Below are 19,383 nucleotides of genomic sequence, written 5' to 3'. Positions count from 1 at the left end.
GCTAGGTTTCCTACTTCCTCCATCGAGCATGCCCCATGGACCAACTAAAAAAGTTCGAGCTGTCAGCGCCGCGATTTGCCAAAGGCCAGTTTCAATTGATCGCGGGTTTGGGTGGCCGTTTCACTGAGGAGAGCGTTGATCGAATCCCGCTGTTATGGGAAAAATTCATTCCCGAAATCGGCAAAGTACCAAGCCAAATTGGCGATGAAACCTACGGTGTTTGTTGTAATCCTGATGGCGAGGGTGGTTTTGAATACATTGCTGGCGTGGCTATCAGCAAGCTTGATGATCTGCCTGAGCGGTATCGCTGGATTGAACTGCAGGAGCAGTCTTACGCGGTCTTTGAGCATCACGGGGCATTGGACACGCTTGGTCAGACCTTTCAGGCGATCTGGAAAGACTGGTTGCCAAATTCGGGCTACCAAGCCGCTGATGCGCCCGAGTTCGAGCGCTACAGCGCAGACTTCAATGCGGACACCGGTACGGGGCTGCTGGAAATCTGGCTGCCGATCAAAAAGCCTGCTTAGCTTGCCTGCAACTGCAGGGGCAGCATGGGGGCCAGCGACAGCACCAACCGTCGCTCACCACGATAGGCCTCGCCTTGCTCGACCCAGCCCTGGCTCAGATAAAAAGCCATGGCGCTGGTATTGAACGGGCTGACCGAGAGCATCAATTGGCGAATCTCGGGCCATATCTGTTCAATGGCCCTGGCCAGCTCGCGCAAACAGGCCTTGCCCAATCCCTGGCCCTGAGCACGGCTGTCGACCTGTAGTGCGTGCAAGGTGGCGCAGCCCGGCTCAGCCCAGTGGGCCAGAAGCGGCTCGCGCTTGAGAAGCAAAAATGCCACTGGCAACTCGTCGTTGAGCAGCACCAGCCCTTTGATGCCCGCCTGCGGCTGGACCGGCAACGAGTGCAGGGCAGACTCGATGGTGCCGCAAAAGGCAATCTGCTCAGGGCGAACTTCTATCTCGCGCAGTTGCTCGCGCTGGCGGGGTGTCAGGTCTTCATAAGCGCATAGGCGGGTGTTCATGTCGGGTTTCTGTCGAGGCGCAATAGGAGGCATCTGACAGGCAGTGTCAGTAGCCGCTGAACAGCGCGTCAGTTTCTACCCATCACGGTTCTAAATACAGATTTATTCGTGGGTCAGCGCCCGGTGCCGGACTTGCGGCGTAGAGAGGGCAGCAACATGCCGACGTTTTTTTGATAAACCCGGTACTTGTCCCCAAACAGCTCAACCAGATCTTTCTCTTCCAGTTGGGTGCCGATCAGAATGTAAAGGGTGCTTGTCAGTGCAAACACCAGGTGCCCGACACTCATCTCGGGCGTTACCCAGAAAGCGATCAGGAATCCCAGATACAACGGGTGACGCACGAGCTTGTAGAGCGCGGGGGTTCTGAATGCGTTGTTTACGGGTTTTGGTTGGCGCAGGGTGTCCAAGGGCTGTTTGACGCCAAACAATTCGAAGTGGCTGATCATGAAAGAGGCCAGCAGCACCAACCCCCATCCGAACCAGTACAGCGTGACAAGTAACCCCGCAAACAAGGGCGACTGTACACTCCAGACACTGATATCGATCGGCTGCCACAGCCAGCATATAAGCGCCAGCACCGCACTGGAGGCCAGGACATAAGTGGCTCGTTCAATAACTGGCGGTATGACATGACACCACCTGCGCTTGAAGCTTTTGCGCGCCATGATGCTGTGTTGCAGGGCAAATACGGTGATCAGCAGCACATCGACCACAAGCGCCCAGGGCCATGCCAGGCCTGGCCCCGAATCGATACTTTTCGGGACGGCGACATTCCCCAGAAAACCTATCAGATAAACAAATGTCAGTAGAAAAAACAGATAGCTGAACAGGCTATAGAGCAGCGCTGCGAGTTTTTCAGTACGGCTGGTTGAACGCGGTTTCAGCTCAATTTTGGTGTGCATGAACGACTCCTTTCGAACATGGCGAAATTTCAATTAAAACGTCTACAGCCAGTACCTTAGCCCCTATATGGCAAATGGCTAGCGTCGCGGCCGGGCGGTCATAAGATGTCGTCTCACATACCAGTCGAGGGCGTCAGAGCATCAGGGCAGCGCCATGCTGAAGGTGAAGACTGTGCCTTGGTCCTGGTCCGAGGTGACTTCCATATGGCCGCCGTGGGACAGGGCGATCTGGCTGGCAATATACAGCCCAAGGCCAAGTCCGGCCTGGGGAGTGTCGGTGGCCGGGCGTGAGTAGGGTTTGAACAAATGCGGCAGTTGTTCGGCCGGGATGGGCTCGCCCTGGTTGCAGATCCTCAGGGTGAATACCCCATTGAGTACCAGTGCCGAGATGTCAACGGGCCCGTCGGGGCAGCCATGGGTGATGGCATTGGTCAACAGGTTGGAGAGCAGTTGGGCCAGGCGGCCGCTGTCACAGCGGATGCCCTCAAGTGGCCCTATGTCTGAGCGGATGGAACGTTGCGCATGAACGTTTTGCAGTTCCGAGATGACATGGATGAAGACCTGGTCGAGATCGGGGCACTCGCGCAGCGTCAGCGGGATGCCGCTACCGAGCCGTCCGCGGGCAAAGTCCATAACGTCCTCAACCAGCTGCGAGGCACGGTTGCCGCAGCTCAGGATATGCTTGACCAGGACATCGGTGGAGGGGGCTGGGTGCACCCGTAGCAAGCGCTCTGCGGCTGTGGTGATGGCGAATAACGGGTTGCGCAGGTCATGGCCTATAACAGCGATAAATTGCTCGCGCAGCTCTGCGGTTTCACGCTCCTGCTCCAACGCGGTTTCTGTACGTTGCAGGTTTTCTTCGGCGTCAATTTGCAGCGACAGCAGGCGTGCGAATGACTCCATTGTGGACTGGATCGTACTGTTCCTGAGGCTTGCAGGCTCGGGGTCGAGTGCGCACAGGGTGCCGAAAAAACTACCGTCAGTGCGCCATACCGGAATCGTGATGTAGCTTTCGAAGCGATAAATCCGCGGCGTGTGATGGTGTTGGTACAGCGGATCGGCGCTGGCTTTATCAATGATGATAGGCAGGTGCGAGTTCATGCTTTCAAAGCACAGGGTGCTGACCAGGTCCAGCTCGCCACCGGACTGCAAACCGAAACCCAGCTTGTCGAGTACCGCGCAGGCGGTCCAGGTGGTCTGGGTGACACGGGCAACGGCAGCAAAGCGCATACCGGTCATTTCCGTAATCACCTGCAACATTGCAGGTACGGCACTGATCCGGTTAATTGTCGCGATATCGTCAGCCGTGCCGTACGTCATGGTAAATGCTCGAGCTCAAAAAGATGATTCTAGCCAGAACACTTGAGCGCGGCACTTATTCCTAAGCAAGCGCTAAATAAAAAGGCCGCGCCACCCATGAAGAGTGGCGCAGCCTTTTATTCAAATCAACTTAGGTGTCTTGTTTGTCTTGCAGCACTTCGCCGGTTTTTGCGTCGAGATCTACGTCCCATTTGATGCCTTTGGTATCGCGCAATTCAACTTCATACACCAGCTTGCCGTAGGAGTGATCAAGCTCGGTATCGAGAATGGTCGCGCCAGGGTGTTTGTCCAGTGCTGCTTGATTCAACTTTTCAAACGAGGTGATTTCACCCGATTTGATCAGGCCCGGGATATGGTCCGGGCGTACATCGGCCTGAGCAATACCGGCAGTCAGAGCCAGGGCAACAGTTGCAAATACCAGATTAAGTTTTTTCATGTTGAGTCCCTTTGGGTTGATCTGTTCAAGTGGGATCAGATTAACCGGCGCAACTTAACTCACCCTTAATTTTCGCCCCTTGCCGGCTTGCAGGTTTAAAAGCCATTTTTCTCCAGCAACTGATTGACGCTTTGTGGCACCGGGCGCTGGTAATACGTGAGCAACTCGCTGGCGCGGTTGGTGAAGATGCCGTCGACACCTGCGTCCATTGCCTTTTTGAAGTCAACGGGGGCATCGAGGGTGTAAACATGTACCAGCATGCCCCGGTCATGGGCGGCGCTGTTCATCCAGGGCTGGATCAGGTCGAAGTAGCTCTGGTCACCCCCGTGGGTCAAGGCTGCCGAAGGGCCTGTACCGATGGCACCGTTGGCCTTGGCAAAGTCGAGCCACTGGATGAATTCGGCTTTGTCCTTGGGTTGCTGTTTGGCGTAGTACGCGGCTTTATCCTTTTCGCCGGAGTCGGCGAAACTGACTGAGGTGTTGGGCTTCATGCCGCCTTCACCTACCCATAACAGCAGGATCTTCGGCGTGTTGGGCATTTCTTTTTGCAGTAGCTCAAGGCTGTTTTTGTCGAAGGTTTGCAACATGACCCGGCCTTTGCCCTGGCCGACCAGTGGTTTGCCTTCCGCCTCTGCCGAGGCAACGGGCTCAAGCCAGCCGCGTTCGCTCAACTTGTTTTTCAGATCGTGTTCAAGGCCCGGGAACTGCCTGGGCTCTTTGGTTTCGATGTAGAGGCCCGGTTTGTACTGTGGATTGCCCTGGGCGATATCGATAATTTCGTCCAGGGTCAGGATCGGCAGCCCGACATAGGACGGGCGCGCGCGATCCGGATAAGCCTGGTTGAACCAACTGCCGGCATCCAGGGTTTTAAGCTCGGCCAGGGTAAAGGCGCTGGCCGGGCTGTCCTTGCGTTGCGGAAACTTTTTGGCGACGTCAGTGGTGCGCAACAGGCTGTTGTCATGCAGCGCAAACAGAACGCCGTCCTTGCTACGTTGCAGGTCCATTTCCAGATAGTCAGCCCCCAGATCCCTGGCAAGGGTGTAGGCGGCAGCGGTTGATTCCGGAGCATCGAAGGACGCACCGCGATGGGCGATCACCGCCGGGCGCGGTATGCCGTGAGCGTTGGCCAGTGCCGCCTCGGTCGCATTGGATGCGCCAGCATTCTGTACGCCACCCAAGCCCAGGAGCAGGCTCAGCAGCAGGGCGTTTTTGCCAAAAGTGTCAGGCATTGGTTGAGTTCCTTTCAATCATAAAAGCAGAGGGTGTTTTTTAGCGGTTTTTCGTGAAGATGTGCAGTATTCTTGGCCACATCAACGTCCCCGGCAGAGGGGCAGGCAATCGAACTTGCGTGTAAACCACCGTCCCGGAGCCTTTCAGGCTCATCAGTGAGGTTTACCATGCGTATCACTTCGCAACTCATCTGTCAGGCCGCCGACCTACTTAGCGGCTTTGTTGGTTTCAATCGTAAGACAGGCCAGCACATTGTCCGTTTCAGTGAAGATTCATTTGGAATGGATGTCGCCGACGACAACATCACGCCCACCAGCGAATTTGTCTGGCAGGCCGATGGTGCTGGCACCATGACTCTCAAGCGCGAGTTGATTCAGTTGTTGCTGGATCAGAATATCGATGACCGCCTGAACATCACCGAGCCCTTGAGGGTGTATATGCATCGCCAGGATGTGCCCGAGATTTCGGCCTTGCGTCGCTGCATCAGTTGAATAGCGCTGCCCGGGCCCTGTTTCTATACCGGATCATTGCTCAGCTGTGATTCAGCAAGGGTGTCTGCTGCGCCAACACTGATTTTGTTGCGCCCGGTATTCTTTGCGATATATAGCGCTTTGTCTGCCTCGTTCAGCCACGTGCTGGCCTGGAGGAGTTCGGGGCGGCAAGTGGCAAGCCCGATACTCAGGCTAACGCACAGGCCGGGCTCGTCGGCGTGTTGATAGTTGTCAATCACATGGCGCAGCCGTTCCATGATTTCCCGGGCCTGGTCCAGGGTGCGATTGGGCAGGATGACGCAGAATTCATCACCGCCGTAGCGGCCTGCAAGGTCTTCAGTACGCAAATTGTCCTTGAGCTCCTTGCTGAGCTGGCGCAATACACTGTCGCCGACAATATGCCCGTAGGTGTCGTTGATCTGTTTGAAGTGATCGATATCAATCAGCGCCAGAGTCGCCGGAGAATTGCGCTCCAGACTTTGCTGGAAACTGAGTTGCAGCAGGTCTTTCCATGAGCCGTGATTAAGCAGCCCGGTCAGGCTATCGGTGCGGCTGAGGGTACTGAGGGTGCGTTTATGCTCGGCCAGGGTGATTGCCAGACCATAGCTGACCATGCCTACAGCAAAAGGGTAAAGAATCAGCACGGGTACGCAGGCATAGACCTGCAGGCTGGTGGTATGGGGTGTAAACGCAAAGCCGAACAGCAGCAACGCGACCAGGGCGCCTGCCAGCTGCGCCAGCGCTCCGCGAACCAGCAGTTTTGGCCCTCCGGCAGCCACGTTGTGCATGGTCATCATCGACACGATGATCACCGTAGGCAGCGGATTGAACTCGATAGCCGCCGCCCAAAACCCTCCGCACATGGAATCAATCAAAATATTTCGACGTTCAGCCCGGTAGGGATAGGTTGCACGCGATGACAATTGATAGGCCAGGTGAGGCCATACGAACGCGTTTAGCAGCAGTAGTGGCCAAACCCATATGGATCTGTCGAGGGGGTAGAGGGCGGCCATTAGCCCGATACTGCCAAACCCTGAGCCAATCACTCGCGGCGCATAAATACGCTTGGCGAACGACAACCCTTTGCCTCTTTTATTGTCCATGTCTATCTGCGCAAGATGTGCGGGCGGAGTTTCTGGCAACTGCCGGGTACTGCATTATCGATTGTTGGCTGGTCGGTCAGCCTTGTCGAGAATACACCCCATCTGTTCCGAAAATTCTGAAACAGTAATGGGGACTAGATTAGCTTATTAAGTCGAGGGCAAGCTGCGGCGCAGAAGGATGCCAGTAGAATGTCGATCATCCTCTAACAGGCCTGTAAACAGAGTATTAATCACTTTTGACTGGAGCCTTCAAGCCATGGCACTCGACTCAAGCAGTGCAGAGGGGCCTAAGCCCGCTGAGCGTCATAAAGGTGCATTTCAAAATGCTGGCGTCAGGCCGCCTTCCAGTATCGGCAAAACCTTGGGCATTTTTTGGAGAATGATATTCCAAAAGCCTGCGAGCACTCGCCCTGCAGGTGTGATCCCGGTCAAACCGCTGACCCGTGAGCAATTGGACGAGGCTGCGGATTTCAGTGTGTACCGGTTGGGTCACTCGACTCTGCTGCTCAAGCTCAAGGGAAAGTACTGGTTGACCGACCCGGTCTATGCTGAGCGTGCATCGCCGTTCCAGTGGGCTGGCCCCAAGCGCTTCCATGCGCCGCCCATCAGCCTTGATGAGCTCCCGCCATTGGAAGCTGTGATTCTTTCCCACAATCATTACGATCACCTGGACCAAAAAACCGTATTGCAACTGGCCGCCAAAACACAGCAGTTTTTGGCGCCGCTGGGTGTGGGCGACTTGCTGGTCAAATGGGGAGTACCAGCCAGCAAGGTTCAGCAACTGGATTGGTGGCAGGGCACCCAACTTGCAGGTATCCGCTTTATCGCGACTCCTTCCCAGCACTTTTCAGGCCGCGGCCTGTTTGATCATAACCAGACGCTTTGGGCATCCTGGGTGATGATCATTGATGACGTGCGAATCTTCTTCAGTGGAGATTCAGGTTACTTCGACGGTTTCAAGCTGATCGGCGAGCAGTTTGGGCCATTTGATCTGACCCTGATGGAGACGGGTGCCTACAACACCGACTGGCCCGATGTGCATATGCAGCCCGAACACAGCCTGCAAGCGCACAACGACCTCAACGGGCGTTGGTTGTTACCTATTCACAACGGCACCTTTGATCTGGCCTTTCATGCCTGGTTCGAGCCGTTTGAGCGCATTGTGGCGTTGGCAGAGCAGCGCAAAGTGCTGATTACAACGCCACAAATGGGTGAGGCTTTCAATCTGCTAACCCCTCACCGGGGCCGTGCCTGGTGGCTTGAGGTAGAAACCCCAGGGCAATAGGGCCGTATTTCACTCGATCAGAGCAAAATCATCGCGCCCCATCGGGTCTGGTGTTGTGCCGCGAACATTTCCCCCGCGACCGGGGGTAAAGCCGGGAAAGAACACCAGGCCCTGCGCCTCAAGGCTATAGGCCAGGGCCAGCCGGGTTACGTCGCGAACGGGGGCTTGTGACTCGAAGCGTTCAATGGCCGAGACTGAAACCCCGGACTGCTCACTCAGGTACTCGCGATTCCAGCCCAGCATTTCGCGGGCCTGCGAGCAGTGCAGCGGGGTAAATTGATTGATGACGATACGTTCAAACGTACTGCGCGTGGCTGAATGAGGCATGGGTTTCTCCAGGGCTGAGTCAGTGCTTGAAAATGTACTGTGTTTTTATACAGCTATCTTGGTGCCGGAACAAACTCATTTTTTGATAAGTGCCGAGGGGCGAAATCTGTTGTCTGGCTGCATTTTTATGAGCTTTTGCGCGAAGAGCATGGGTCGAAAATTTCGATAGTGGGGTGTGTGTAATCTTTTCGCGGAAAACGGCCATGTTGCTCACGTCATCGCGGGGACACGGTTAGCAGAGCTTTCTTCGTTGAAATCAGAAAAATCCTAACTCTTTTATTTTAAATAAGCTTAAGACTGGTTCCCATATCAGGGATGTCCCAGTGCTTAGCCTGCACATTGACGCTATCAAAATATAATGCCCATAAAGTTTGCACACTTGTATCTGTTGAAGCAGCCATCACCTTCTACGAAGACACCCACGTTGTATTCAGGGTGGGAGCCTTGCGGCGAAAATCAGCAATAAGTCAGTTGCAAAAGGTATCTGGGGTTTTCTCTGTCGCTGGGTGTGTGCGGTTAATGTAAAAGAGAACTTTTAAACAGTTTTTCAGTAGTCGGATGATGACTGTTTAAACGTTTACCCTTATCTGCAAGAACGGTATAAAAAAGATGATGGAAGCCAAAGGTGAGCCCACCAACAGTATCAATCAACTCCTGTATTTGCTGTATGGCGACAAAGAAGTTTATCGGCTTGAAGCAAAATTCAGTATTTTGTCGGCGTTGCGCTACAGAAAAGATCCGGCTGACTTTACGATCACACTGATGACTGATCAGCCTGAGGCATTTGATGGCTGGCCTGTGAGCGTGTTGCCTCTGAGCGTTGAGGTGCTGGACGCCTGGCAAGGGGCAGGTGGTTATTATCACCGGCGTAAGGCTTGCGCTATCCAGGCGGGCGTTGCGCTGTCTGGCAAAACCATTTTCGTTGATACCGATACGGTTTTTTTCAAAGACCCGGCCCAATTGTTTAAACGGGTCTCTGATAATCATTTTTTGATGGATAAGTTTGAGTTGAGTTGGGCAGATGCTTCCCGGCGCCTGGGGTTTCGTAAACTGGTTACACAGCTCGACGCTGAAAATAAAGCCCCCGCACCGTGGTTGAAGCTGTTCAATAGCGGGGTTTGCGGGATGACCAAAACCAACGGTCATATTTTTGAAGGTGTAATTAGTTTGATTGATCAATGGGCTCATCATGGAGCAACACTTCTTACGATTGAGCAAATTGCTATATCGTTTATGCTGCATGGTCGAAAAGTGATTGCGGCCAATGACTGCATTAATCATTACTTCTCGGTGAAGCACTATCACCATGCAATGTACCGGGCTTTTTTTAATAAGCAGGATGAGGGCTATCGTGAGGGTTTACCGCAAGCATCATTTGCCGTTCCTGACCGTCTTCCCAGGGTCTCACTGCGTCACCGTTTACAGCTGAGGTGGAAATTGAGGGGGCAATGCAGTACCTCTCGAAAAATTGCCAAACTCTATCTGCTGGGTAAGGCGGGTAGCCAATTACCCTATCTTGAGGCGTGTAAGCCTCTTTGGTGGGCTGTAGCCGTTGAGGAGCTGAGAAATCTGGAAGCTGCTGGGAAGTCTCACACGAAACTCGCCGCACTATGGCAGGCGGATTCCGGCTTTTTGAGTTTAATAAAGGGTAATTGAAAATTTCGATGCCAATAAAAAGGGCCAACATGGTTGGCCCTTTTTATTTACCCGGTGTGGCTTTAACCAACCCGGTGTATCAATCCCAGCTCAATGCACCGCCGGTTTGGTATTCGATGACCCGTGTTTCGAAGAAGTTTTTCTCTTTCTTCAAATCCATGATTTCGCTCATCCATGGGAACGGGTTAGTCGTGCCCGGGTATTCTTCTTTCAGGCCGATTTGCGACAGGCGGCGGTTGGCGATGAACTTGAGGTAGTCTTCCATCATCGCTGCGTTCATGCCCAATACGCCGCGTGGCATGGTGTCACGAGCGTATTCGATTTCCAGCTGGGTGCCTTGCAGAATCATCTGCGAAGCTTCTTCCTTCATTTCAGCGTCCCACAAGTGCGGGTTTTCGATTTTGATCTGGTTGATCACGTCGATGCCGAAGTTCAGGTGCATGGATTCGTCGCGCAGGATGTACTGGAACTGCTCGGCAACCCCGGTCATTTTGTTGCGACGACCCATCGACAGGATCTGCGTAAAGCCGCAGTAGAAGAAGATGCCTTCCAGAACGCAGTAGTAGGCGATCAGGTTGCGCAGCAGCTCTTTGTCGGTTTCGACAGTACCGGTTTCGAACTTCGGATCAGAGATCGAACGGGTGTATTTCAGGCCCCAGGTAGCTTTTTTAGCAACCGACGGGATCTCGTGGTACATGTTGAAGATCTCGCCTTCATCCATGGCCAGCGATTCGATGCAGTACTGGTAGGCGTGGGTATGGATCGCCTCTTCGAAAGCCTGGCGCAGGATGTACTGGCGGCACTCCGGGTTGGTGATCAGGCGGTATACGGCCAGTACCAGGTTGTTGGCAACCAGGGAGTCGGCAGTCGAGAAGAAGCCCAGGTTGCGCATCACGATGCGGCGCTCGTCGTCGGTCAGGCCTTCCGGGTTTTTCCAGAGGGCGATGTCGGCGGTCATGTTGACTTCTTGCGGCATCCAGTGGTTTGCGCAACCGTCCAGGTATTTCTGCCACGCCCAGTCGTACTTGAACGGTACGAGCTGGTTCAGGTCGGCGCGGCAGTTGATCATCATTTTTTCGTCAACCGCTACACGGGCGGAAGCGCCTTCGAGTTCGGCCAGACCTTCAGCAATGTCGAGGTTGTCCAGCGCGGCTTTGGCACGAATGATCGCGGCCGAGTCGGTAGCCGTGACTGCGCGGGCTTCCTGGGCAGCTACGCCGCCAGCGGCGTCGAGGCGGTCCATGTTGGCTTCGGTTGCGTGGCCTGCGTTGGCGCCTTTAACAGCGACTTCGCCTTCGTCTTCTTTGTCGAATTCGTCCCAGCTCAGCATGACGTGTCGTCTCCTGCGTGAGGGCCTGATAGCTGCGTGAAAACACTTATGGTTTGGTTTTTACGCGGCCATAGGCCACTTGGATCTAAGAAATGTTGCTTGCAGTAGCGTTGTGCTCACGCAAAAACATGAATGTGTACGTTGGCTTGTACCGCTGTCGTTCAGGGAAGGAGGTCGTGCCTGCACTTGCCCTGGGCCTTGAGGCCGTAGCAGCGTGGTTTTTTAGCCCGCGAAGGGGATATGCCAAGCCTTTTTGATGGCCGCAGTATAAGGCTTTTGCACAAGGTATTTCAGCCAGTTTTTTTGCTGGAGATGCGACGAAACGCCCTAAATTTGTCCAGGGCTTAAGCAAGGCTGCGGCTGGGCGAGGGTTTGCCGGGGCAGAAGTTTTTTTGTCATGGGTCTGGGCGACCAAATGACCTGTGGCATGAGCGGGAGGGAAGGGAGATTTGTTGCAAGGCAGACCACGCCCGGCAGCTACCGGGCGTCAGGTCGAAGCGGTGTTAGCTGAGACGATGGCCGTTGGTACGGTCATAGCCGTCTTCAGCAAAGCTGGCCGAGCGGGTGCTGTCATAGCCGTCTTCGGCAAAGCTGGCCGAGCGAGTGCTGTCATAGCCGTCTTCGGCAAAATTGGCCGAGCGGGTGCTGTTGTAGCCATCTTCAGTAAAAGTGGCGGCGTGGGTACGGTCATAACCGTCAGCGGCAAAAGCTGAACTGGCCAGAACAGACAAACTGAAAGCCACTATCAAAGAACGTTTCATTAGATAATTCCCGGGCGATACATGCGCGGCGGGCAACGTTTCAAAGTTATATAAGCCAGGTTGAAAGTTGCAATTAAACACCGCGTTGGTTCGCGTGAATAAGTGAGTTGATTAACGCTGGAATAAATCGCAGGTTATTAATCAGCCGTTGGAGCAGCCGTTGCCCATGACACGGTATTCAAGAGTGTGCTGCTTGCCCTGCGAGTCTTCGTAGACCATCTGGGCCGGCACAACTTCGCAAACGCTGGGGATTTCGCTCATGGAAATCACTTTGGCGATGTCCAGTTCGGATGAGTAGGAATACTGTTCGACGGCAGGTTGCGGGTGCGCAGCTTGTGTGTTCACTTCCTCAGCCATGGCGGTCAGACACACACTGCTCAGGGCCAGAACTAACAACGCTTTCATTTCAGAGTTACCTGTTTTAGGTCGAGTGGGGTCACACAGCCCTTGTGAGGCTGTGCGTGAAACTGAGTATTGAAGAGCGACTTAACTTGCCTTCGTGGGGGCTGTAACTTGGGTTAATCGCGGTGCCTTGGTTGGCGAGATGAATTTTAGGCCTGTGCCGTGCGGGCATATAGAGGGAGTTTTGATAAAGACTGTTGACAGTTTCTGCAACAATCGTCGAAAACAGAGCTCATTTCTGACGTTTACAAGGCGCGTGACGAGCAGGAAATCGCTGTAAGTACTGTGCTTGAGCCTTGCGCAGAAAAACCATGACTTTTCTGCGTGTTTCTTACTACCAACGTCGAATGGATCTCACGGCCTGGCCCGGCTAAAACAGGGTCATAAAACAACAACTACAAGCATTGAGGTATGAAACATGAGTGCCGCTTCCCTGTATCCCGTACGCCCTGAAGTCGCTGCCAATACGCTGACTGACGAGGCGACCTACAAGGCGATGTACCAGCAGTCCGTCGTCAACCCGGATGGCTTCTGGCGCGAACAAGCAAAGCGCCTCGACTGGATCAAGCCTTTTACCACCGTCAAACAGACCTCTTTCGACGATCATCATGTCGATATCAAATGGTTCGCGGACGGCACTCTCAACGTTTCCTACAACTGCCTGGACCGTCACCTTGCCGAGCGCGGCGATCAAGTGGCCATCATTTGGGAAGGGGATGATCCTTCCGAGCAGCGCAACATTACCTACCGTGAGCTGCACGAAGAGGTGTGCAAGCTGGCCAACGCCTTGCGCGGTCAGGATGTGCACCGGGGTGACGTAGTCACCATCTATATGCCGATGGTGCCTGAGGCTGTGGTCGCCATGCTGGCGTGTACCCGGATCGGTGCAATCCACTCGGTTGTATTTGGTGGGTTCTCGCCAGAGGCGCTGGCCGGCCGGATCATCGACTGCAAATCCAAGGTAGTGATCACCGCTGACGAAGGCCTGCGTGGCGGCAAGCGTACCGCGCTCAAGGCCAATGTCGATGTGGCACTGACCAACCCGGATACCTCCAGCGTTCAGAAGATCATCGTGTTCAAGCGTACCGGCGGGGACATCGCCTGGTACAAGCATCGTGATATCTGGTACCACGACCTGATGGCCGTGGCCTCGACTCACTGCGCCCCGAAAGAAATGGGCGCAGAAGAAGCCTTGTTTATCCTTTATACCTCCGGCTCTACCGGCAAGCCCAAAGGTGTGCAGCACACCACGGGTGGCTATCTGCTCTATGCGGCGTTGACCCACGAACGCGTGTTCGACTACCGCCCGGGCGAGGTGTACTGGTGCACGGCGGACGTCGGCTGGGTGACCGGTCACACGTATATCGTCTACGGGCCATTGGCCAACGGCGCAACCACCGTGCTGTTCGAAGGTGTGCCGAACTACCCGGACATTACCCGCGTTTCGAAAATTGTCGACAAGCACAAGGTCAATATTCTCTACACCGCGCCTACAGCCATTCGCGCGATGATGGCCGAAGGTCAGGCGGCGGTTAAGGATGCCGATGGCTCCAGCTTGCGCTTGCTGGGCTCGGTGGGTGAGCCGATCAACCCTGAGGCCTGGAACTGGTACTACACAACGGTCGGCAAAGAGCGTTGCCCGATTGTGGATACCTGGTGGCAGACCGAAACCGGCGCTTGCATGATGAGCCCGCTGCCTGGGGCGCATGCACTCAAGCCAGGCTCTGCAGCGCGTCCGTTCTTTGGTGTGGTGCCGGGGCTGGTGGATAACCTTGGCAACCTTATAGAAGGGGCCGCTGAAGGTAACCTGGTGATTCTGGACTCCTGGCCTGGACAGGCGCGCACCTTGTATGGCGATCACGACCGGTTCGTCGATACCTACTTCAAGACCTTCCGTGGCATGTACTTCACCGGCGACGGCGCGCGTCGTGACGAAGACGGTTACTACTGGATCACCGGTCGTGTAGATGACGTGCTCAACGTGTCCGGCCACCGGATGGGGACTGCTGAAATCGAAAGCGCAATGGTGGCCCACCCTAAAGTGGCAGAGGCTGCAGTGGTTGGCGTGCCCCATGACATCAAAGGGCAGGGGATTTATGTCTATGTCACCCTCAATGGTGGCGAAGAGCCAAGTGAGGCGTTGCGCCTTGAATTGAAAAACTGGGTGCGCAAAGAGATCGGTCCGATCGCTTCGCCGGATGTCATCCAGTGGGCGCCCGGCCTGCCGAAAACCCGTTCGGGCAAAATCATGCGTCGTATCCTTCGCAAGATAGCTACCGGCGAATACGACGGTCTGGGTGATATTTCTACTCTGGCTGACCCGGGTGTGGTGCAGCACTTGATCGATACCCATAAAGGCATGAAGGTCGCCTAACACGGCCTGAAGGTCACCAAGCCCCGTCCGGCATAACCTGGCGGGGCTTTTTATTGGGCAACTGCAGATCCTGTGGGAGCCGACTATGTGTTACCGCAGATGTAACCGGTTGCCCGTTAGCGGGGCCTTCTGATACTCAAAGCACCGTTTTAGAGCCCTTTTCGGCTCCTGAATAAATAAGATGAAACGCTGCACTTGCCGGAATAGAAGGCTTTGCGAATAATAGGCCCGCTATTTGCAACTCACATAGGTTCTATGTCTTTTGCTCTTGCATAAACATGAAGAGCTGTCAATGCCTGGAGTCGCTTTTTTCGGTGCATCTGTAACTAGTTGTCGCATTGAAGAAATAACGGCTTGAAGCCTGTCGTTAGAATGCCGATCACCCGCTCGTCGTTGTTGTGCTGGTCACAGTGCAACGCCAGTAGGACGTGGCGCCGCATTCCCGGTTTAACCTCCGCATATTGGGCTCAGGCTCACTCTGCTTTTATTGCCTTTACCGATGGAGTCCTAAGATGAAGAAACTCGTGCTTCTTGGCGCCCTGGCACTGTCCGTGCTGTCCCTGCAGGCTTTTGCTGCTGACAAACCTCTGAAAATTGGTATTGAAGCGGCTTACCCTCCGTTCGCTTCCAAAGCCCCGGATGGCAGTATCGTGGGTTTTGACTACGACATCGGTAATGCACTGTGCGAGCAGATGCAGGTCAAGTGCGTGTGGGTCGAGCAAGAATTCGATGGCCTGATCCCGGCACTTAAAGTGCGCAAAATCGACGCAATCCTGTCCTCGATGTCCATCACCGAAGACCGCAAGAAGTCCGTTGATTTCACCAACAAGTACTACCTGACGCCAGCGCGCCTGGTGATGAAGGAAGGTACTGTGGTCAGCGACAGCCTTGATGAACTCAAAGGCAAGAAAATCGGCGTACAGCGCGGCTCGATTCACGACCGTTTCGCCAAGGAAGTTCTGGCGCCTAAAGGTGCCGTTGTCGTTCCTTACGGCTCGCAGAACGAAATCTACCTGGACGTGGAAGCGGGTCGTCTCGACGGCACCGTTGCAGACGCCACCCTGCTGGAAGACGGTTTCCTGAAGACCCCGGCTGGCAAAGGCTACGCATTCGCAGGCCCGGCATTCACCGACGTCAAGTACTTTGGTGATGGCGTGGGTATCGCCGTACGCAAGGGCGACGCCCTGAAAGACAAGATCAACGCTGCTATCACGGCTCTGCGTGAAAACGGCAAGTACAAGCAAATCCAGGACAAGTACTTCAACTTCGATATTTACGGTCAGTAATACATCGCAGCGGTACGTCCGAAATGGCGCAAGCGACAGAATCTCTGAAGTTTGCGCCATTTTTTATTCCCCCATTTTCGAGCTATTTTTTAGAGGGCCGGAATCATGTTGAAAGGCTACGGGGCTGTCATCCTCGATGGCGCTTGGCTGACGCTTCAGCTCGCCTTGTCGTCCATGGCCCTGGCCATTGTTCTAGGTCTGATCGGTGTTTCGTTGCGCTTGTCGCCGGTACGTTGGCTGGCTTGGATGGGCGATCTGTATTCAACGGTAATCCGCGGGATTCCCGACCTTGTGCTGATTTTGCTGATTTTCTACGGCGGTCAGGACCTGCTCAATCGCGTTGCGCCGATGCTGGGCTACGACGATTACATTGACTTGAATCCGTTGGCGGCCGGTATCGGCACCCTGGGCTTCATTTTTGGTGCCTACCTGTCCGAGACCTTTCGTGGGGCCTTCATGGCCATTCCCAAGGGGCAGGCTGAAGCCGGCATGGCTTATGGCATGAGCCCGTTTCAGGTGTTTTTCCGGGTATTGGTGCCACAGATGATTCGCCTGGCGATCCCTGGCTTTACCAATAACTGGCTGGTGTTGACCAAGGCGACTGCACTGATTTCGGTGGTGGGCCTGCAAGACATGATGTTCAAGGCCAAGCAGGCGGCTGATGCCACCCGCGAGCCGTTCACCTTCTTCCTGGCCGTTGCGGCGATGTACCTGGTACTGACCAGTGTTTCGCTGCTGGCATTGCGACAACTTGAGAAGCGCTACTCGGTAGGCGTAAGGGCGGCTGATCTATGATCTTTGACTACAACGTCATCTGGGCCAGCATGCCGCTGTACTTGAGCGGCATGCTGGAAACCGTGAAACTGCTGGGTATTTCGCTGTTTTTCGGCCTGCTGGCAGCCGTGCCGCTGGGGTTGATGCGGGTCTCCAAGCAGGCCTGGGTCAACTTTCCGGCCTGGCTGTTCACCTACGTGATTCGCGGCACACCGATGCTGGTGCAGCTGTTCTTGATCTACTACGGGCTGGCCCAGTTCGAAGTGATTCGTGACAGCTTTATGTGGCCGCTGTTGTCCAGTGCCACCTTCTGTGCCTGCCTGGCGTTTGCCATCAATACCAGCGCCTATACCGCCGAAATCATAGCCGGCAGCCTGCGGGCCACGCCCAATGGTGAGATTGAAGCGGCCAAGGCAATGGGCATGTCCCGTTCCAAGATGTATCGCCGCATTTTGCTGCCGTCGGCCATGCGCCGGGCTCTGCCGCAATACAGCAATGAAGTGATCATGATGTTGCAGACCACCAGTCTGGCCTCCATCGTGACCCTGATCGACATTACGGGCGCTGCGCGTACCGTCAATGCCCAGTACTACCTGCCGTTTGAGGCCTACATCACGGCCGGTGCATTCTACCTGTGCCTGACCTTCATTCTGGTGCGCCTGTTCAAACTGGCCGAGCGCCGCTGGCTGGGCTATATGGCCCCGCGCAAGGCCTGAGTCATGGAGCGTATCGATCACCTGCTGCCCTGGAGCAGCCTGGGTTCCGAGCGTCACTTGACGGTGTTCCGTTTCGGTGAAGGTGAGCGCAAAGCCTATATCCAGGCCAGCCTGCATGCAGACGAACTGCCGGGCATGCGTTGTGCTTGGGAACTGAAAAAGCGCCTGAGCGAACTTGAAGCCCGGGGTGCTTTGAATGGCGTGATCGAACTGGTGCCCGTGGCCAACCCCCTGGGGCTCGGCCAGTTGCTGCAAGGCAGTCATCAGGGACGTTTCGAGTTTGGCAGCGGCAAAAACTTCAACCGCGATTTCGTCGAGTTGAGTGAGCCGGTAGCGCAGAGGCTGGCAGGTCGTCTGGGGGATGATCCTCACGCCAACACCCGACTGATCCGTCAGACAATGCTTGATATATTGTCCGAGTTGCCAGATCCGGTCAGTCAGTTGCAAGGTATGCAGCGTGTTTTGTTGAGTCATGCCTGTGATGCAGACATTGTCCTGGATCTGCACTGCGAGACCGATGCCGCACTGCATCTGTACGCCTTGCCCCAGCATTGGCCGCAGTGGCGTTCGCTGGCTGCGCATCTGGATGTGCGGGTTGGTCTGTTGGCTGAAGACTCGGGTGGCAGCTCCTTCGATGAAGCCTGCTCAGTGCCCTGGCTGCGTTTGCAGCGCCAGTTTGCCGATGCGCAGATCCCTTTGGCCTGCATGTCGACCACCCTGGAGCTGGGCGGGCAGGCGGACACCGGCCGCCCGCAGGCCGAGGCTTATGCCGAGGGCATTCTGGCGTTTCTGGCCGAACAGGGCCTGATCACAGGTGACTGGCCTGCAGCGCAGCATGAGGCATGTGAAGGCATGCCATTTGAAGGCACTGAGTTGTTGTTTGCACCGCACCCCGGTGTGGTGAGTTTTTTACGTCCGGTGGGCGCCTGGGTTGAGCCCGGCGAGCCGCTGTTTGAAGTGATTGATCCTTTATCTGACCGGGTCAGTACGGTATGCGCGGGCACCGCCGGTGTGTTATTTGCCGTTGAGCGACTGCGCTATGCCCAACCCGGTTTCTGGCTGGCTAAAGTGGCGGGGCGCAAGCCTTTGCGTCACGGGCGCTTGCTCAACGACTGACTGTTTTTGTGAGAACCGACAGCATGTACAAACTTGAAGTCCAAGACCTGCATAAACGCTATGGCAGTCATGAAGTGCTCAAAGGCGTTTCGCTGGCCGCCAAGGCAGGTGATGTGATCAGCATCATCGGTTCCAGTGGCTCCGGCAAAAGTACCTTTTTGCGTTGCATCAACCTGCTCGAGCAACCCCATGCAGGCAAGATCCTGCTCAATGGTGAAGAGCTCAAGCTGATTGCCAACAAGGATGGCGCGCTCAAGGCCGCCGATCCCAAGCAGTTGCAGCGCATGCGCTCGCGCCTGTCGATGGTGTTCCAGCATTTCAACCTGTGGTCGCACATGACCGCGCTGGAAAACATCATGGAAGCGCCGGTGCATGTACTGGGCATGTCCAAGGCCGAAGCCCGTGACAAGGCTGAGCATTACCTGCAGAAAGTAGGCGTGTCGCACCGCAAGGATGCTTACCCGGGGCATATGTCCGGTGGCGAGCAGCAGCGTGTGGCAATTGCCCGTGCCCTGGCGATGGAGCCTGAGGTCATGCTGTTTGACGAGCCGACCTCGGCCCTTGACCCTGAGCTGGTGGGTGATGTACTCAAGGTGATGCAGGATCTGGCCCAGGAAGGTCGCACCATGGTGGTGGTGACCCACGAAATGGGTTTTGCCCGTGAAGTGTCGAACCAACTGGTGTTTCTGCATAAAGGTATTGTCGAAGAAAGCGGTGACCCGCGTGAAGTGCTGGTTAACCCGCAGTGCGAGCGGTTGCAGCAGTTTCTGTCGGGCAGCTTGAAATAACTGCAATTTTAAGACTGCCGCTGTGCACCAAAATAGGTCATGCTCCGCATCCCGCG

At 55.2% G+C, this 19,383-nt stretch carries 20 protein-coding genes; 10 read left to right on the top strand and 10 right to left on the bottom strand.

All coding sequences use genetic code 11. The annotated features are described in order from the left end of the window. Positions 1–35 precede the first annotated feature (35 nt). Positions 36–527, top strand: a complete 492-nt coding sequence (locus QN377_RS14815; RefSeq protein WP_095019698.1) for a GyrI-like domain-containing protein — start codon at positions 36–38, stop codon at positions 525–527. Here QN377_RS14815 and QN377_RS14810 read toward each other — a convergent pair. The 5 genes from QN377_RS14810 to QN377_RS14790 form a co-directional block, all read right to left on the bottom strand. Beyond that, positions 524–1,030 (bottom strand): GNAT family N-acetyltransferase, encoded by a 507-nt coding sequence (locus tag QN377_RS14810; RefSeq protein ID WP_095019699.1) that lies wholly within the window; start codon positions 1,028–1,030, stop codon positions 524–526. The two genes, QN377_RS14815 and QN377_RS14810, sit on opposite strands and share 4 nt — an antisense overlap. A 113-nt stretch (positions 1,031–1,143) precedes the next feature. After that, the gene (gene mddA / locus QN377_RS14805) at positions 1,144–1,932 is read right to left on the bottom strand and encodes a methanethiol S-methyltransferase (RefSeq protein ID WP_095019700.1); all 789 of its coding nucleotides are present in this window, start codon (positions 1,930–1,932) and stop codon (positions 1,144–1,146) included. A 141-nt stretch (positions 1,933–2,073) separates the two neighbouring features. Next, a complete protein-coding gene (locus tag QN377_RS14800; protein ID WP_095019701.1) occupies positions 2,074–3,252 on the bottom strand; it encodes a GAF domain-containing sensor histidine kinase in 1,179 nt (392 codons plus the stop codon). A gap of 130 nt (positions 3,253–3,382) precedes the next feature. Next, positions 3,383–3,688: a PepSY domain-containing protein gene (locus QN377_RS14795; protein WP_095003251.1), complete on the bottom strand. Its 306-nt coding sequence runs from the start codon at positions 3,686–3,688 to the stop codon at positions 3,383–3,385. A gap of 95 nt (positions 3,689–3,783) precedes the next feature. Then, positions 3,784–4,917 (bottom strand): glycerophosphodiester phosphodiesterase, encoded by a 1,134-nt coding sequence (locus QN377_RS14790; RefSeq protein WP_095019702.1) that lies wholly within the window; start codon positions 4,915–4,917, stop codon positions 3,784–3,786. 168 nt (positions 4,918–5,085) lie between these two features. Between QN377_RS14790 and QN377_RS14785 the strand changes: the two genes are divergently transcribed. Then, positions 5,086–5,409 (top strand): DUF2025 family protein, encoded by a 324-nt coding sequence (locus QN377_RS14785; protein WP_095019703.1) that lies wholly within the window; start codon positions 5,086–5,088, stop codon positions 5,407–5,409. Positions 5,410–5,432: 23 nt separating this feature from the next. On the opposite strand, the gene QN377_RS14780 is transcribed toward QN377_RS14785, so the two are convergent. After that, positions 5,433–6,512 (bottom strand): diguanylate cyclase, encoded by a 1,080-nt coding sequence (locus QN377_RS14780; RefSeq protein ID WP_095020862.1) that lies wholly within the window; start codon positions 6,510–6,512, stop codon positions 5,433–5,435. 256 nt (positions 6,513–6,768) lie between these two features. Here QN377_RS14780 and QN377_RS14775 point away from each other — a divergent pair, with 256 nt between their 5' ends. Continuing rightward, positions 6,769–7,797: an MBL fold metallo-hydrolase gene (locus tag QN377_RS14775; protein WP_095003247.1), complete on the top strand. Its 1,029-nt coding sequence runs from the start codon at positions 6,769–6,771 to the stop codon at positions 7,795–7,797. Between the two features lie 9 nt (positions 7,798–7,806). Here QN377_RS14775 and QN377_RS14770 read toward each other — a convergent pair whose 3' ends face one another. Beyond that, positions 7,807–8,124, bottom strand: coding sequence for a helix-turn-helix domain-containing protein (locus QN377_RS14770; protein ID WP_095019705.1), 318 nt, complete (start codon positions 8,122–8,124; stop codon positions 7,807–7,809). A gap of 609 nt (positions 8,125–8,733) precedes the next feature. Here QN377_RS14770 and QN377_RS14765 point away from each other — a divergent pair. Then, the gene (locus QN377_RS14765) at positions 8,734–9,780 is read left to right on the top strand and encodes a hypothetical protein (protein WP_095019706.1); all 1,047 of its coding nucleotides are present in this window, start codon (positions 8,734–8,736) and stop codon (positions 9,778–9,780) included. A 79-nt stretch (positions 9,781–9,859) separates the two neighbouring features. On the opposite strand, the gene QN377_RS14760 is transcribed toward QN377_RS14765, so the two are convergent. The 3 genes from QN377_RS14760 to QN377_RS14750 form a co-directional block, all read right to left on the bottom strand. Then, entirely contained in the window at positions 9,860–11,110 is a 1,251-nt protein-coding gene (locus QN377_RS14760; RefSeq protein WP_016782118.1) for a ribonucleotide-diphosphate reductase subunit beta, read from the bottom strand. 503 nt (positions 11,111–11,613) lie between these two features. Continuing rightward, a complete protein-coding gene (locus QN377_RS14755; RefSeq protein WP_095019707.1) occupies positions 11,614–11,871 on the bottom strand; it encodes a heme utilization protein in 258 nt (85 codons plus the stop codon). 141 nt (positions 11,872–12,012) lie between these two features. Continuing rightward, positions 12,013–12,276 carry a DUF2790 domain-containing protein gene (locus QN377_RS14750; RefSeq protein WP_095003243.1) on the bottom strand — a complete coding sequence of 88 codons (264 nt, stop codon included), beginning with the start codon at positions 12,274–12,276 and terminating at the stop codon, positions 12,013–12,015. Positions 12,277–12,691: 415 nt separating this feature from the next. On the opposite strand from QN377_RS14750, the gene acs reads away from it, so the two are divergent. From acs to QN377_RS14720, 6 genes are all read left to right on the top strand, one after another. Next, complete coding sequence (gene acs, locus QN377_RS14745) at positions 12,692–14,647, top strand: acetate--CoA ligase (protein WP_086798394.1); 1,956 nt, start codon at positions 12,692–12,694, stop codon at positions 14,645–14,647. 512 nt (positions 14,648–15,159) lie between these two features. Next, positions 15,160–15,933: an ABC transporter substrate-binding protein gene (locus tag QN377_RS14740; RefSeq protein ID WP_095003241.1), complete on the top strand. Its 774-nt coding sequence runs from the start codon at positions 15,160–15,162 to the stop codon at positions 15,931–15,933. A 105-nt stretch (positions 15,934–16,038) separates the two neighbouring features. After that, positions 16,039–16,728, top strand: a complete 690-nt coding sequence (locus QN377_RS14735) for an ABC transporter permease (protein WP_095003240.1) — start codon at positions 16,039–16,041, stop codon at positions 16,726–16,728. Then, on the top strand, positions 16,725–17,423 hold the full coding sequence (locus QN377_RS14730) for an ABC transporter permease (protein WP_095003239.1): 699 nt from the start codon (positions 16,725–16,727) through the stop codon (positions 17,421–17,423). Before QN377_RS14735 ends, QN377_RS14730 begins: the two co-directional genes overlap by 4 nt. A 3-nt stretch (positions 17,424–17,426) precedes the next feature. Continuing rightward, positions 17,427–18,539: a succinylglutamate desuccinylase/aspartoacylase family protein gene (locus QN377_RS14725; protein ID WP_095019708.1), complete on the top strand. Its 1,113-nt coding sequence runs from the start codon at positions 17,427–17,429 to the stop codon at positions 18,537–18,539. A 23-nt stretch (positions 18,540–18,562) separates the two neighbouring features. Beyond that, a complete protein-coding gene (locus QN377_RS14720) occupies positions 18,563–19,327 on the top strand; it encodes an ABC transporter ATP-binding protein (protein WP_095003237.1) in 765 nt (254 codons plus the stop codon). The last annotated feature ends 56 nt before the right edge of the window (positions 19,328–19,383 follow it).

This window comes from Pseudomonas sp. CCC4.1 (assembly GCF_035019225.1).
In the GTDB taxonomy this organism is placed as follows: domain Bacteria; phylum Pseudomonadota; class Gammaproteobacteria; order Pseudomonadales; family Pseudomonadaceae; genus Aquipseudomonas; species Aquipseudomonas bubulae.
This window is presented reverse-complemented; position numbering and strand designations above follow the sequence as displayed.

Bases quoted from the DNA above. Each gene is read 5' to 3' on its own strand.
- QN377_RS14815 (WP_095019698.1), top strand. From the start codon at position 36: ATGGACCAACTAAAAAAGTTCGAGCTGTCAGCGCCGCGATTTGCCAAA.
- QN377_RS14810 (WP_095019699.1), bottom strand. From the start codon at position 1,030: ATGAACACCCGCCTATGCGCTTATGAAGACCTGACACCCCGCCAGCGC.
- mddA (WP_095019700.1), bottom strand. From the start codon at position 1,932: ATGCACACCAAAATTGAGCTGAAACCGCGTTCAACCAGCCGTACTGAA.
- QN377_RS14800 (WP_095019701.1), bottom strand. From the start codon at position 3,252: ATGACGTACGGCACGGCTGACGATATCGCGACAATTAACCGGATCAGT.
- QN377_RS14795 (WP_095003251.1), bottom strand. From the start codon at position 3,688: ATGAAAAAACTTAATCTGGTATTTGCAACTGTTGCCCTGGCTCTGACT.
- QN377_RS14790 (WP_095019702.1), bottom strand. From the start codon at position 4,917: ATGCCTGACACTTTTGGCAAAAACGCCCTGCTGCTGAGCCTGCTCCTG.
- QN377_RS14785 (WP_095019703.1), top strand. From the start codon at position 5,086: ATGCGTATCACTTCGCAACTCATCTGTCAGGCCGCCGACCTACTTAGC.
- QN377_RS14780 (WP_095020862.1), bottom strand. From the start codon at position 6,512: ATGGACAATAAAAGAGGCAAAGGGTTGTCGTTCGCCAAGCGTATTTAT.
- QN377_RS14775 (WP_095003247.1), top strand. From the start codon at position 6,769: ATGGCACTCGACTCAAGCAGTGCAGAGGGGCCTAAGCCCGCTGAGCGT.
- QN377_RS14770 (WP_095019705.1), bottom strand. From the start codon at position 8,124: ATGCCTCATTCAGCCACGCGCAGTACGTTTGAACGTATCGTCATCAAT.
- QN377_RS14765 (WP_095019706.1), top strand. From the start codon at position 8,734: ATGATGGAAGCCAAAGGTGAGCCCACCAACAGTATCAATCAACTCCTG.
- QN377_RS14760 (WP_016782118.1), bottom strand. From the start codon at position 11,110: ATGCTGAGCTGGGACGAATTCGACAAAGAAGACGAAGGCGAAGTCGCT.
- QN377_RS14755 (WP_095019707.1), bottom strand. From the start codon at position 11,871: ATGAAACGTTCTTTGATAGTGGCTTTCAGTTTGTCTGTTCTGGCCAGT.
- QN377_RS14750 (WP_095003243.1), bottom strand. From the start codon at position 12,276: ATGAAAGCGTTGTTAGTTCTGGCCCTGAGCAGTGTGTGTCTGACCGCC.
- acs (WP_086798394.1), top strand. From the start codon at position 12,692: ATGAGTGCCGCTTCCCTGTATCCCGTACGCCCTGAAGTCGCTGCCAAT.
- QN377_RS14740 (WP_095003241.1), top strand. From the start codon at position 15,160: ATGAAGAAACTCGTGCTTCTTGGCGCCCTGGCACTGTCCGTGCTGTCC.
- QN377_RS14735 (WP_095003240.1), top strand. From the start codon at position 16,039: ATGTTGAAAGGCTACGGGGCTGTCATCCTCGATGGCGCTTGGCTGACG.
- QN377_RS14730 (WP_095003239.1), top strand. From the start codon at position 16,725: ATGATCTTTGACTACAACGTCATCTGGGCCAGCATGCCGCTGTACTTG.
- QN377_RS14725 (WP_095019708.1), top strand. From the start codon at position 17,427: ATGGAGCGTATCGATCACCTGCTGCCCTGGAGCAGCCTGGGTTCCGAG.
- QN377_RS14720 (WP_095003237.1), top strand. From the start codon at position 18,563: ATGTACAAACTTGAAGTCCAAGACCTGCATAAACGCTATGGCAGTCAT.